The 13,234-nt window shown below is 59.4% G+C and carries 15 protein-coding genes; 6 read left to right on the top strand and 9 right to left on the bottom strand.

Features of this window, described 5'->3' with window-relative positions; translation table 11 throughout:
* Positions 1 to 9: 9 nt before the first annotated feature.
* The 7 genes from ACQZ6D_RS10985 to ACQZ6D_RS10955 form a co-directional block, all read right to left on the bottom strand.
* Positions 10 to 444: a DUF6691 family protein gene (locus ACQZ6D_RS10985; protein WP_448729929.1), complete on the bottom strand. Its 435-nt coding sequence runs from the start codon at positions 442 to 444 to the stop codon at positions 10 to 12.
* On the bottom strand, positions 441 to 848 hold the full coding sequence (locus ACQZ6D_RS10980) for a YeeE/YedE family protein (protein ID WP_003511172.1): 408 nt from the start codon (positions 846 to 848) through the stop codon (positions 441 to 443). Before ACQZ6D_RS10980 ends, ACQZ6D_RS10985 begins: the two co-directional genes overlap by 4 nt.
* Positions 845 to 1,198 (bottom strand): sulfite-sensing transcriptional repressor BigR, encoded by a 354-nt coding sequence (gene bigR / locus ACQZ6D_RS10975; protein WP_003511171.1) that lies wholly within the window; start codon positions 1,196 to 1,198, stop codon positions 845 to 847. The genes ACQZ6D_RS10980 and bigR overlap by 4 nt, the downstream gene beginning before the upstream one ends.
* The gene (blh, locus tag ACQZ6D_RS10970; protein WP_448729928.1) at positions 1,192 to 2,487 is read right to left on the bottom strand and encodes a bifunctional sulfur transferase/dioxygenase Blh; all 1,296 of its coding nucleotides are present in this window, start codon (positions 2,485 to 2,487) and stop codon (positions 1,192 to 1,194) included. Before blh ends, bigR begins: the two co-directional genes overlap by 7 nt.
* Before the next feature lie 193 nt (positions 2,488 to 2,680).
* Entirely contained in the window at positions 2,681 to 3,166 is a 486-nt protein-coding gene (locus tag ACQZ6D_RS10965; protein WP_003511169.1) for a hypothetical protein, read from the bottom strand.
* Positions 3,167 to 3,179: 13 nt separating this feature from the next.
* Entirely contained in the window at positions 3,180 to 3,971 is a 792-nt protein-coding gene (locus tag ACQZ6D_RS10960) for an SDR family NAD(P)-dependent oxidoreductase (RefSeq protein WP_322918139.1), read from the bottom strand.
* Between the two features lie 27 nt (positions 3,972 to 3,998).
* Positions 3,999 to 4,826: an alpha/beta fold hydrolase gene (locus tag ACQZ6D_RS10955; RefSeq protein WP_013761690.1), complete on the bottom strand. Its 828-nt coding sequence runs from the start codon at positions 4,824 to 4,826 to the stop codon at positions 3,999 to 4,001.
* Between the two features lie 129 nt (positions 4,827 to 4,955).
* Between ACQZ6D_RS10955 and ACQZ6D_RS10950 the strand changes: the two genes are divergently transcribed.
* The gene (locus ACQZ6D_RS10950; RefSeq protein ID WP_035200579.1) at positions 4,956 to 5,942 is read left to right on the top strand and encodes a GlxA family transcriptional regulator; all 987 of its coding nucleotides are present in this window, start codon (positions 4,956 to 4,958) and stop codon (positions 5,940 to 5,942) included.
* Positions 5,943 to 6,063: 121 nt separating this feature from the next.
* A complete protein-coding gene (locus ACQZ6D_RS10945) occupies positions 6,064 to 6,795 on the top strand; it encodes a FadR/GntR family transcriptional regulator (protein WP_003511162.1) in 732 nt (243 codons plus the stop codon).
* Between the two features lie 27 nt (positions 6,796 to 6,822).
* Here the strand turns inward: ACQZ6D_RS10945 and ACQZ6D_RS10940 are convergent, their stop codons facing one another.
* On the bottom strand, positions 6,823 to 7,458 hold the full coding sequence (locus ACQZ6D_RS10940; protein ID WP_035200576.1) for a LysE family translocator: 636 nt from the start codon (positions 7,456 to 7,458) through the stop codon (positions 6,823 to 6,825).
* 331 nt (positions 7,459 to 7,789) lie between these two features.
* Here ACQZ6D_RS10940 and ACQZ6D_RS10935 point away from each other — a divergent pair, with 331 nt between their 5' ends.
* From ACQZ6D_RS10935 to ACQZ6D_RS10920, 4 genes are read left to right on the top strand one after another with little or no spacing between them, the layout of a single operon-like run.
* Positions 7,790 to 8,812: an ABC transporter permease gene (locus ACQZ6D_RS10935; RefSeq protein ID WP_003500347.1), complete on the top strand. Its 1,023-nt coding sequence runs from the start codon at positions 7,790 to 7,792 to the stop codon at positions 8,810 to 8,812.
* Positions 8,812 to 9,699 carry an ABC transporter permease gene (locus ACQZ6D_RS10930; protein ID WP_065662536.1) on the top strand — a complete coding sequence of 296 codons (888 nt, stop codon included), beginning with the start codon at positions 8,812 to 8,814 and terminating at the stop codon, positions 9,697 to 9,699. Before ACQZ6D_RS10935 ends, ACQZ6D_RS10930 begins: the two co-directional genes overlap by 1 nt.
* Before the next feature lie 4 nt (positions 9,700 to 9,703).
* Positions 9,704 to 10,540, top strand: coding sequence for an ABC transporter ATP-binding protein (locus ACQZ6D_RS10925; protein ID WP_013761686.1), 837 nt, complete (start codon positions 9,704 to 9,706; stop codon positions 10,538 to 10,540).
* A complete protein-coding gene (locus ACQZ6D_RS10920) occupies positions 10,540 to 11,298 on the top strand; it encodes an ABC transporter ATP-binding protein (protein ID WP_003511153.1) in 759 nt (252 codons plus the stop codon). The genes ACQZ6D_RS10925 and ACQZ6D_RS10920 overlap by 1 nt, the downstream gene beginning before the upstream one ends.
* 282 nt (positions 11,299 to 11,580) lie before the next feature.
* Here ACQZ6D_RS10920 and ACQZ6D_RS10915 read toward each other — a convergent pair whose 3' ends face one another.
* Positions 11,581 to 13,179, bottom strand: a complete 1,599-nt coding sequence (locus ACQZ6D_RS10915; protein ID WP_003511152.1) for an ABC transporter substrate-binding protein — start codon at positions 13,177 to 13,179, stop codon at positions 11,581 to 11,583.
* Positions 13,180 to 13,234: the final 55 nt, after the last annotated feature.

Genomic DNA, 13,234 nt, shown 5'->3' with positions numbered 1-13,234 from the left:
CGGAAATGCCTACCGTTTGGCGTAGATTCGCTCGTGAACGAGCATGCCGGCGATCATGGCGCAAACGAAGAGAATGACCGGCATTAGGCCGAGAGCAAGCGCCGATATCGCCGGGCCGGGGCAGAAACCGGCAAACCCCCAGCCTGCGCCGAAAATAGCCGAGCCCACAACCAACGGCGCGTCGACCCGAGTTTTGGCGGCAAGGTGAAATTCCGCACTGAGAACTGGTTTGGCAAGGAAACGGCACAACAGAACGCCCGGCACGGCGACCAAAACCGCACCGCCGAGAACGAACATCAGGCTCGGATCCCAATGGCCGCTTGCCACGTCGAGAAAGCCTGAAACGCGGGCAGGATCGATCATGCCGGACAGGGAGAGGCCAAATCCGAACAGTGCCCCGGCCGCAAGTGCCACCACGAAACGCGCCATGACCTGATTTTTCATGACAGCGCTCCGGTTATCGTAGCGGCAAGGATACCGGTGATCAGGAAGATGGCAGTGGCGGTGATGGAGCGCCGGGAAAATCGAGCAAGACCCATGATGCCATGGCCGGATGTGCAGCCGGATCCCATGCGCGTACCGAACCCCACCAGCAGCCCAGCAATGACGATCAGCGGCCAGGGTGCAGATATGGTGAGCGCGGGAAAGCGGCCGAATGCGGCGGCGTAAAGATACGGGCCTGTCAGCAAACCTGCGACGAAGGCCACATCCGTCAAGCGCCGTTCCTTGCCGAGCACATTGCCCAGGATGCCGCTGATACCGGCGATGCGGCCGTTAAAGAGAAACAGAAGAATACTCGCGAGGCCGAGCAGCATACCGCCGAATAGAGAGGGCCAATAGGCTGTCACGGGTTTTCCTCCGGCGCACAGAAGATGGTATAGAGAGCCTCGATCAGCTGCGCCGCTTTTTCCTCGGTTAACCGGTAGAAGATCTGTTTGGCCTCGCGCCGCGTTTCAACAACGCCCGCCTCACGCAAAACCCCAAGTTGCTGGGAAAGTGTGGGCTGGCGGATATCCAGCTTGGCTTCCAGCTCGCCAACAGAAAACTCCCCCTGCGCCAGCGTGCAGGCGAGCATCAGCCGCGCGGGATGGGCAAGTGTCTTCAAGAGTATGGCGACCTCGACTGCGCGTTCCTCCATCTCGGCAAGCGGGATTTCGGTGATATCAGGTATCTGTTTCCGCATGTTTTCCTTTACCATGTGCTGCCCTCCAGCACGTCGAGCGGGAATTTCAGATAACGTTTGCCATTGGCCTCCGGCTCAGGCAGGCGCCCGCCACGGATATTGACCTGCAAGGCGTGCAGAATGAGCTTCGGCATCGGCAAGGTGCGATCCCGCGCCTCGCGCAGCTGAATAAAGCCTTCCTCTGTCATGCCAGCCAGATGCGGATTGCCGCGTTTCTGTTCTCCAACAGTGCTTTCCCATTTGGGCGCGCGGCCACCGGGTTGATAGTCGTGGCCGGTGAAAAGCCGCGTTTCGTCGGGAAGGGCGAGGATGTCCTGAATGGATGCCCAGAGTTCTCTGGCGCTGCCGCCTGGAAAATCGGCGCGCGCCGTGCCGGAATCAGGCATGAAAAGAGTGTCATGCACGAATGCGGCGTCGCCCACCACGTAGGTCACGGAGGCGAGCGTATGTCCGGGTGAAAACAGCACGCGAGCTTCCAGCGAACCGATGTTGAACCGGTCTCCCGCTTCAAACAGCCGGTCCCATTGCGAGCCGTCTGTTTCAAGATCTGGCCAGTTATATTTCTCCTGCCACAGCCGCTGCACACCGGTGACCTTGGCGCCGATTGCCGTTTTCGCGCCAGTTCTTTGGCTGAGATAGTGGGCGGCGGAAAAATGGTCGGCATGCGGATGCGTGTCTAGAACCCATTCCACCGACAGGCCTTGCTCCTTGACATAGGCCAGAATGGCATCGGCATTCACCGTGCCGGTCGCCCCCGATTTCTCGTCGAAATCGTAGACCGGATCGATGATGGCGCAGCGCCGGGTTGCGGGGTCGGAAACGACATATTGCACGCTCGATGTGCTCGGATCGAAGAAAGCCTTGACGTGCGGCTTTGCCGCAGCCTGCCGCTCCAGCCAGCGGACGGCGCCGGAAAGATCGAAACCATGCTGTTGGCCGAAAGTCGCGATCTCGCTTTGTTTCATGCGCCCGTCCAGCGCTTCGCCAAGCACATAGAGGGTCAGCGCTCGCGCTCCACCCTTGCAATGGGCAAATACGGGGCCTTTTGCCTCGGTCATCGTCTGCTGAAAGGCACGAATATCGGCTTCGGTAATAGTCGGGCCATTGACCGGAATGAAACTGTAGGCAAGACCCGCAGCATTGGCGGCGCTTTTTTCATGTTCATTGCCCGGCTGGCCGGGCTCTTCGCCATCCGGCCGGGCATTGATGATGCTTTTGTAGCCCTGATCGGAAAGCGATGAAAAGTCGGAGATATCCGGCTGGCCTGCGACCGTCAGACGTTCGTTGATCCTCACGGCACTCATCGGTTTCTCCTGTTGTTCTAAATTAATATACGTTATCATATAATGTATATTGTTCGGCGGCAACGGACGGAAGAGAAAATTTCAGAGGTGGCGATTTCCTGTGTTCGCGACGAAATCACAAGCTTGCCCGAAGGGGATCGAGCAAGTGTGCTTTTCCGGGAAGCCCGCAGGTAAGTGTGGGCGGGGGCTGGCTTCAGGCTAAAAGCTTGCGGCGCGTCGCTTTCCAGCCAAGACAGATTGCCGCAACAAGCAGGGCGAGTTGAGCGACAAGGAATGGTGGTTCGTTGCCATTCGGAGCCAGTGCGTTCAGTGCCTCGACCTTGAGAAAGGACTGAACGATCAGCACGAACATATTTAGATAAAGGCCCATCGTGGCGGTGATCGAATAAACAGTTCGCGCCCTGCCATTGAGACCGTATCCGTAAAGCGCGACCAGCGCGACCGCCAGAATGATGGTCGAGATGATGCCGACGCCGAGTGCCGGTGTGAAGTTGCCGATCGGAAACAGGAAGCCGGTGAGCGTTGTGGCGAGCGTGGTGACGAGAAACAGCGCCATCATGCGCGGCATCCATCGCCCTGCCGCATAAGCGGGAAGGGCGATCAATCCGGTTACGATGCCTATGAGGCTCAAGGCAACGTGCAATGTCGTGAATTGGGGAATGGTCAGTCCGAGGATCATGATGCGTCTCCCTCTATTCAGTTTGGGTTGCACCATACCGGCTGGCGGCATGTGCATGCGATAGATTGGGCCTCAATGCAGCGCGGGCCGCAAGGAAATTTTCAAGGTCTGCCGTATCCGGCAGGGAAGGAATGGTCAGCGTCTCGCCCAGATCAAGACCGGCCAGGGCTGCATCCACCATCTCGTGGGCATCCATGACCATGGCGGCGGGAATGACGTCGAGACGTTCCTCTTCCCAGATGGCCGTACGGGTGATGCCCGGCAGGACACCTTGAACCCGGACGCCGGAAGGGGAAAGCTGCGCGTGCAGCGCCTCGGTGAAGGCAAGCACAAAGGCTTTGGTCGCCGGATAAACGGCGGTAAATGCCGCCGGCATCAAGGCAGTGACCGAGGTGATATTGATGATCGTGCCCTTTCCATCTGCTGCAAGACGCGGTGCGATCGCCGCTGCAAGCCGGGTGACGGCAAGGATATTGAGATTGATCATCGTCGTGACATGGGCCGGGTCCAGTTCCGTGATAGCGCCGTCTCCGGCAATACCGGCATTGTTGACGAGACCGATGATCCGCCGGTCCTCGCGCAGCCGTGCCTCTACCCTTTCGAGGTCTTCCGCTCGTGAAAGGTCTGCTGCCAGGACCTCGACAGCGATCTGGTGATCCTTCTCCAGCCGCTCGGCCAGCGCCTTCAGCTTTTCGGCGCGTCGCGCCACGAGGATAAGATCGTGGCCGCGTTTTGCGAGGCGCTCGGCATAAACAGCGCCAATGCCATCGGACGCGCCGGTGATGAGAAACGTATTCTGTGTCATGTCCCGTGTTTCCTTTGTCTGATGGTTTCAGGCGTTGATGAAAGCAAGAAGGTCGGCGTTGAACCGGTCCTGATGGGTCTGTGTCAGTCCATGGTCGGCGCCCTCATAGACCTTGAGGGTCGCATGTTTGACGATCTTGACCGTGGAGAGCGCCGAAGCGCCGATCGGCACGATCTGGTCGTCGTCGCCGTGCAGTACGAGCGTTGGCTTGTCGAAAGCCTTCAGGTCCTGATGGAAATCGCTTTCCGAAAAGGCGCGGATGCTGTCGAGCTGGCCCTTGAGGCCGCCCATCATGCCCTGCCGCCAGAACTCGTCGCGAATACCTTCAGAAATCACAGCACCTTCACGGTTATAGCCGTAGAAAGGAATGGTCAGATCCCTGAAGAACTGGCTGCGATTGTCGTAGGTACCCTTGCGGATGCCGTCGAAAACATCGATCGGCAGGCCGATGGCATTGCTTTCCGTCTTCAGCATCAGCGGCGGTACTGCGCCGATGAGGGCGATCCTGGCGACGCGGGCCGTACCATGGCGGCCGATATAGCGCGTTACCTCGCCGCCGCCGGTGGAATGGCCGACGAGAATGATGTCGTGAAGATCGAGCTGTTCGATCAGCTCGGCCAGATCGTCAGCATATTGATCCATGGTGTTGTTGTGCCAGACCTGGTCGGAGCGGCCGTGGCTGCGGCGATCATGGGCAATGGTGCGGAAACCGTTATTGGCAAAGAATACCATCTGCGCGTCCCATGCATCGGCACTGAGCGGCCAGCCGTGGGAAAAGATGATGGGCTGGCCGTCTTTCGAACCCCAGTCCTTGTAGAAGATGTGCGTTCCGTCTCTGGTGACTATCGTTGTCATGGCTCTCTCTCCTGTTGCGGGTGGTTTGCTTGCGTCCCGTGGGAATAGAGATACTCTGGAGACAGCCGGGGCTGGATTGGCGCTTCTGACAGAAAACGAGCCGAAACTGACAAAACGGGGATGTGGGGCATGGCGGGTGTTGCGGGAAGTGCGCTGGAAGTCGGTCTGGTTCTCTACCGGGACTGTCAGGTCGCCATGGTGCACGGCATCACGGATCTTTTTGCCATCGCGTCGGTCTTCTCAGAGGATCGTGGTGGGCCGAAACTGCGCGTCAGCCACTGGAGCATGGGTGAGGGCGGGGAGTTTTCCCGTTGTCATGACACCGAGCCGGGCAGGCCGGGGCATCCCGATATCTTCGTCGTACCCGGCCGGCTGACCGGGCCAGCCGAAATCGACGAGGCCGGGCCCTATGCCCGCTGGCTGCTGGACCGGCATGCGCAGGGCGCGACGCTGGCCGCCAGTTGCGGAGGTTCCTTCATCGTCGCTGCGACAGGTCTTTTGGCCGGCCGCCCGGCCACTACCCACTGGCTGTTTGCGGAACGGTTTCGCGAGCGCTTTCCCGATATCCGCCTGGAGATAGACAAGATCGTCATCGAAGACGGCGATATCATCACGGCGGGTGGGCTGATGGCATGGACCGATCTTGGTCTGCGCATTGTTGACCGGCTGCTTGGGCCTTCGGTGATGATCGAGACCGGTAAGTTCCTGCTGATCGACCCCTCCGGTCGGGAGCAGCGACATTACAGCAGTTTTGCGCCGCGGTTGACGCATGGCGACGAGCCGATCCTGAAGGTGCAGCACTGGCTGCAGGCGCGCGCGGGGAGGGCGACCAGTGTCTCCGATATGGCCGCACATGCCGGGCTTGAGGAGCGAACCTTCCTTCGCCGCTTCAAGGCCGCCACCGGTATGAAGCCTATCGAATATGTCCAGCATCTTCGTGTCGGCAAGGCGCGGGAACTGCTGGAATTCACCCGTCGTTCGGTGGACCAGATCGCCTGGTCGGTGGGATACGAGGATGCCGCTGCCTTCCGTCGTGTGTTTCACCGTATTCTCGGCCTCTCGCCGGGCGAGTACAGAAACCGCTTTTCCAGCGGTTCGGCCATGGTGGCCGCCTGAGGGCAAATCCCGCTGTTGCGACATTGCCGCTTCGCAACGAGGTTGGTGCGAGAAGCGCGGCCCTTGCAATGTGGCGGGTGTTTGCTAACATGCCAGACAAGTTTAAAACAGGTGGGCCGGAATGGACGTTGAGAGCAGCACGAAGCCGGGAATATCGCTCGCGGCGAAAATCAGCTCCGCATTGCGGCGGGATTTGTCTGAAGGCGTGTTCCGTCCCGGCGACCGTCTACCGAGTGAGAGCGCGCTGACACGCGAATATTCCGTCAGCCGCACCGTGGTGCGGGAGGCCATCGCCATTCTGCGCGCGGATGGTCTCGTAGAGGCCCGCAAGGGAGCGGGCGTTTTTGCCATTGAGGTGAAGCCGGCCAAGGAAGTGCCTTTCAATGATCTCGCCGTGGGGCGGATCTCCTCGGTAATCGAACTGCTGGAATTGCGCACCGTCTTCGAAGTTGAGTCCGCCGGGCTTGCGGCATCGCGCCGTTCCGCCGTGCAGGTGGAGTCGATTGTCGATGCGCATCGGCGCGTTGGCGACTGTCTCGCCGCCGGGTTGCCGACGCGGGATGCCGATTTCGAGTTCCATCTGGCCATTGCACAGGCGACGCAGAACAGGCGATTCCCCGAGTTTCTTCAACTCATCCGCTCCGGCATCATCCCGCGTGGCGAATTACAGGGGGCGGCGCCCGGTTCCCGTCCGAAGGACTACAATCTTCATCTCCAGGAGGAGCATGCGAAGATCGTTGACGCCATCATCGAAGGCGATGCCGATGCTGCCCGCCAATATATGGCGGCGCATCTGCGCGGTAGTCTTGAGCGCTACAAGGTGCTTTTGCGCTCCCGTACAGCCGCTGAATAACTAGGAAATTTCAGCTTTCTCAGCAGGTTAAGCGCTCGCCCGTCGGTAGAAAGCCAGAGAGGCGGCAAGCGTCAAAAGTGCGCCGCCGCAAATGCGGTCGAGCCATAACGCCCCTGACTTCCGCAACAGTCTGACGGCCTGCGAGCCCAGCAGGGCATATCCGAACATGACGATGAAATCGATGCCGGCAAAAACCAGCGCAAGCACTGCATATTGCTGAATCTGCGGTGCTGCCGGATCGATGAATTGCGGCAGGAAAGCCGAAAAGAACAGATATCCCTTGGGGTTGGTCACGGCCACAAGGAAGCTTTTGAGGAAAATCGAGCGGGCGGAAGTGGCCCCGGAAGTGTCTGCCGATTGAAGAGCGCCATCGAGCGAGCCTCTGGAGCGCAAAAGCATGACGCCCAGGAAGGCGAGATAACAAACGCCGACCCATTTGACGACGCCGAACCAGAACTCCGAGGCGGCGAGCAATGCTCCCAATCCCAGTGCAACCGCGCCGATCAGGACGAAATCTGACAGCACCGCACCAGCCATGCCGGTCAAGGCACGGCGGACCCCGAAACGCGAGCCATTCGCAAGCGCCAGCAAAACCGTCGGGCCAGGTGTGGCAATACCGATAAAGGCAACTATCGCAAATGCCAGAAGTGTCATTTCCGCCATCTCTTCCTCCCCCTTGAAGCAGGAGATATGCCGGTGCCGGACCGGCATCTCCACAGGCAGTTCGAAGCGAAGAATACAGGCTTTTGTCATCGCGGCAATATGTGTGATTCCTTTCTCCGGCAAAGCAAAGAACCGCTGGTTTTCGGATGAAATCTCGGTCTTGAAAGGCAGCGTTGTTGCCTGCTTCAGTCATCTTCCAGGCCTGGCGCAGGACCAATTTTATCGGCATATGCTTGACAGCTCTCCACACCTGTGACAACTTGCGAATAGTTGTCAGACAGGATTGCGCCTTTGTTATTTTGTGCAATCGACTTCTGGCAAGGGAGGAACCATGCCAAAAAGACGCCTTTCGCTGTATGGCCTGTCCGGCCAGATCGGAAGTATTGCGGTCACGCTGCTCGGATTGCTGCTGCTGACCTTTTTCATCGGCCGCCTGATGCCCGCTGATCCGGTGCGGGCCATCGTCGGCGAGGACGCGACCCGCGAAACCTATGAGCAGGTTTACCATGCGCTCGGTTTCGACCGTCCGCTCTGGCAACAATTCATCTATTATCTCGGCGATGTGTTCACCGGCGATTTCGGAACCTCGATCCGCACGGGCCAGCCCGTCATCCAGGATATCATACGCGTCATGCCGGCGACGATGGAGCTCGCGACCTTCGCGATCCTGATCGGTGCCGGCCTCGGGATTCCCATGGGGGTTTATGCCGCCGTCAAGAAAGACCGCTGGCAGGACCATTTGGTCCGGGTGCTCAGCCTGTTCGGCCATTCCATGCCGATTTTCTGGACCGGTATGATTGCGCTGATCGTTTTTTACGCTCATCTCGGGCTTGTCGGCGGCGGTGGCCGCATGGACCAGTTCTATATCGGTCTCGTGGAGGAACGAACGGGCTTCCTGCTCATCGACAGCCTGCTGGCGGGCGATATGGAAGTCTTCTGGTCGGCCATCAATCACCTCATCCTGCCCGCCGCTCTGCTTGGTTATTCATCGTCGGCCTATATCACCCGCATGACGCGCAGCTTCATGCTCGACCAGCTGGGGCAGGAATATGTGACGACCGCGCGCGTCAAAGGCCTGTCGCAACGCCAGACGGTGTGGTTGCATGCTTTCGGCAATATCCGCGTGCAGCTCGTCACCATCATTGCCCTTGCTTACGGCTCACTGCTGGAAGGCGCTGTCCTTATCGAGACCGTCTTCGCCTGGCCGGGCTTCGGCCAATATCTCACCAGCAATCTTATCATCGGCGACATGAATGCCGTGATGACCTGCGTACTTATCGTCGGAGTCATCTTCATCGGGCTCAATCTCCTGTCCGACATTCTCTACCGCTTTTTCGATCCGAGGACCCGCTGATGACGGCTCGTGCAGAAACTTCCTTGCGTCTTCCCGTGCCATTGAACGCGCTGAAGAACATCATTGTCTTCCTGCTGAAAAGCCCGACATCGGCCTTCGGCCTGGTGATATTGCTGCTTCTCGTCATCGCGGCGATTTTCGCGCCCTGGCTTGCGACGCATGATCCTTACGTGCAGGATCTCGCCAAGACGCTGCAGCCGCCTGGTAACGGCCATTTCTTCGGCACGGACGAGCTTGGACGCGATATTTACAGTCGCCTTCTGTGGGGCGCGCGCATCACTCTCACCATCATCACGCTGGTGTCGATCATCGTCGGTCCGGTCGGTCTGCTGGTCGGCACGGCCTCCGGTTATCTCGGCGGCAAGTTCGATACGGTGATGATGCGCATCACGGATATTTTCCTGTCGTTCCCGAGCCTCATCCTGTCGCTCGCCTTCGTGGCCGCGCTCGGACCCAGCCTCAACAATGCGATCATCGCGATCGCGCTCACCTCATGGCCGCCGATCGCGCGGCTCGCACGCGCCGAAGCGATGACATTCCGCAAGGCGGACTACATTGCCGCCGCAAGGCTTCAGGGTGCTTCGCCGCTGCGCATCATCATAAAATCGATCATGCCAATGTGCCTGCCTTCGGTGCTGATCCGTCTGACGCTGAATATGGCGACCGTCATTCTGACCGCCGCAGGCCTCGGCTTCCTAGGCCTTGGCGCGCAGCCGCCCCTGCCTGAATGGGGCGCGATGATCGCGACCGGACGCCGTTACATGCTCGACAGCTGGTGGCTCGTCACTTTCCCCGGCGTTGCGATCCTTTCCGTCAGCCTTGCCTTCAACCTTCTGGGTGACGGCCTGCGGGATGCGCTCGATCCGAAGCAGATGAACCGGAAATAGGGCCATGGAAAAACCAATCCTCGACGTCGAAAATCTTCGCATCCGTTATGGCGGTTCGCCCACCGAGGCCGTGCGCGGCATCTCCTTCACCCTTGGCCGGGAGCGTCTCGGCATTGTCGGCGAAAGCGGCTCGGGCAAGTCCACCGTCGGCCGGGCTTTGCTGCGCCTCCTGCCATCGGCGACGATAACGGCCGACAAGCTTGATTTTGATGGCCTCGATCTTCTGTCGCTCAGCGAGAAGGAGATGCTGAAGGTTCGCGGACGGCGCATGTCGATGATCCTTCAGGATCCAAAATTCTCCCTCAATCCCATCCGCCGTGTCGGCGATCAGGTGACGGAGACCTATCTGCGCCATTTCAAGGCGTCGAAATCGGAAGCCCGGGAAAAGGCGCTCGCCATGCTCGATGCGGTTAAAATCCGCGATGCCGCGCGCGTCTACGAGCAATATCCGCACGAGATTTCCGGTGGCATGGGCCAGCGCGTCATGATTGCGATGATGCTGCTTGCCGATCCTGATCTGGTCATTGCCGACGAGCCGACCTCTGCGCTGGATGTGACGGTGCGGCTGCAGGTTCTGAATATTCTCGATGGCCTCGTTCGGGATAGAGGCATCGGTCTCATCATGATCAGCCACGACCTCAATCTCGTGCGCAATTTCTGCGACCGGGTACTCATCATGTATGCCGGCCGGGTGGTGGAAACGCTTGCCGCGCGCGACCTCGATCAAGCGCAACACCCCTACACGCGCGGCCTGCTCGCGGCGCAGCCGCGGATTGGCGGCACGCGTGCGCCACTTGCGGTGCTGGATCGCCGCCCCGAATGGCTGGAGGAGAAAGTATAATGGCCGTTTCCGTTGAAACCCGCGATCTCTCCATCACCTTCGGCAGCGGCCACACGGCGCTGAAAGTGCTGCCTTCGGTGTCCTTTCGCGTCGAGCCGGGCGAGTGTTTCGGTCTGGTCGGTGAAAGCGGTTCGGGCAAATCAACAGTGTTGCGCTGCGTGTCGATGCTGAATGATTTCTGGAGCGGCGAAATCCTCATCAATGGAAAGTCGGTTCGCGACATGCCGCTGATCGAGCGATGCCGCACGTTGCAGATGGTGTTTCAGGATCCCTATGGTTCGCTGCATCCGCGCCAGTCGGTGCGCACCGTTCTCGGAGAATCGCTTGCCATCCATAAACTGGGCGATCGTGAAGAGCGCATGCGCAAGGTAATTACGGATGTCGGTCTGCCCGTGTCGTTCCTGGACCGCTTCCCGCATCAGCTTTCCGGCGGCCAGCGGCAGCGCGTGGCGATTGCGCGTGCGCTGATCCTTGAACCGTCGCTGCTTCTGCTCGACGAGCCGACCTCGGCGCTCGATGTTTCGGTGCAGGCCGAAATCCTCAACCTGTTGCAGCGCCTGCGCGAAGAGCGCGGCTTCACCTATATCATGGTGACGCACGATCTCGCCGTGGTCGACCACATGTGCGACCGCTTCGCCGTGATGCTGCGCGGCGAAATCACCGAAATCCTGCCGCGTGAGGCAATCGCGGGCAATGGCGCGACACATCCCTATGCGCGCGAACTGATCGGCGCCTCGCTGGAATATGAAGGCGCATGACACCTCCCAAAGCGTGATCGTCCTCCTCCGGGGCATCACGAATAATAAAATCCTCCTTCCTCGCCCGGCCTCCAGTGCCGGGCAATTTTTTTGGATGGCTACGGCGGGAGGGCGGGCCGCCAACTGCGCTTGGGCTGCTCACACAAGACCCCGGATCTCTTCCGGCGTGACAGAGTGCGGAGGCTTCGCTTGCGCCTAACACATTGGGTGAATGGAGCTTCACTACAGCAAAAAGGCGCGGGGTTAGCCGCGCCTTCTCCTACTTGCAGATATGGCAGCCGATCAGCGCTCCTTGCTCACCTCTTCAAAGCGCGAGAGCCAGGGGCTGACGATCATACCCTTGATGTCGCTGCGGAAAGCGGCGGTGTCGACGACTTCGGAGAATGGTTGAATGGACATGACGATTTCGTCCATATAGGCCTGAAGGTCCTCGTAGAGCTTCGTCTGTTTCGCCACGTCGCGCTCGACAAGGGCTTCCTCGATCATCTTGTTCAGCTTTTCATCGAAGAAGCTCGTGCGCCAGCTCTGATAGTTGGTGAGCTTGGCGTCGTCCGCATTGTTCGGATTATAGGCGATGGAGCGCAGGTTGTTGTCTGGATGCGGCTGCTGACCGCCGCCGCCGCGGCCAAGAAGCAGTTCGAAGTTGCGCTCGCGCATGGCGCCGTAAATCTGGTCGCCGGAACCGCTGATCAGTTCGGCCTGGATGCCGGCCTGGGCCAGTGTGTTCTGGATGGCCGTTGCCGCTTTCATGAAGGGGTCTTCCGAGAGCACGCGCAACGTCGTCTTGAAACCGTTTGGATAACCGGCTTCAGCCAGAAGCGCCTTGGCTTTTGCGATATCGAGCTTGTAGCCCTGATCCGGCAGCGCGCCCATCACACCGGTGCTGAGAGAGCGCTGATGCAGCTTGCCGTAATAGGGCATGACCGCCTTGTCGAGACCGTCGTAGTCGATCAGGTAACGCAGGGCTTCGCGCACTTTCTTGTTCGCAAAGCGCTCGTCTTTCATCGAAACGCTGAGGTAATAAAAACCGGAGCCGGGTGTGGATTCGATGGCGATGGTCTTGTCGGCTTCGAGCGACTTCAGGTCCGGCGCCTGCAGGGAATAGGCGACATCAATATCGCCCTTTTCCAGCATCAGCCGCTGCGATTGCGATTCCGGCAGATGGCGCATCAGGACGCGCTTCATCTTGGCTTTTTCACCCCAGTAATCGTCGTTGCGGGTGAGAATGATATATTCGTTGGATTTCCACTGGGTTAGCTTGAACGGGCCGGAGCCCGCCGAATTGAGCGTCAGCCACGCGCCACCGAGATCGCCGTCCTTTTCGTTGGCAAGCGCCGTCTGGCTGTCGATGATCGAGCCGGGCCCATTCTGTGCAAGGATCATCAGCAGCAGGTTGGGATCATCAGGCTTCGGAATATTAAGCACGAAGGTCTGGTCGTTTTCGGCGACGAAAAGCTTGTCGGCATCCTCCAGCTTGAAGCCGCGCGTTTTGAGGAAAGACGATTGCGCCAGATTGCGGGCGAGCAGACGTTTCAGGCTCCATGCCACGTCCTTTGCCGTCACGGCGTTACCGGACGCGAACTTGGCGTCGGCGCGCAGGTGGAAGCGGATCGATTTCCGGTCCTCGCCGATTTCCCAACGTTCGGCAAGGCGGGGCTGGACGCTGCGATCTTTGGGCGAAAGCACGACCAGCGTGTCGTATATATTATTCAGAACCTGCACCGTCTCGCGGCCGGTAATGGCGGCTGGATCAAGGGTCAGGATATTGCTCATGGTCGTGGCGACGATGAGCTGGTCCTTCGGCGTTTCGGCAAAGACGCTGAGCGGCACGGCGCCGATCAGCAGTGCACCGAGGGCTGCGGTTGCAAGAAAATGTCTCATTTTTCCTCCCATACGACCGGTTCATACGGCCTTCCACGTTTCGATCCGCGCGCCT

The sequence above is a fragment of the Agrobacterium sp. 22-3639C2 genome, assembly GCF_053522105.1.
Note: the sequence above shows the minus strand (reverse complement) of the source record. Positions and strands in the feature narration are given on the sequence as shown.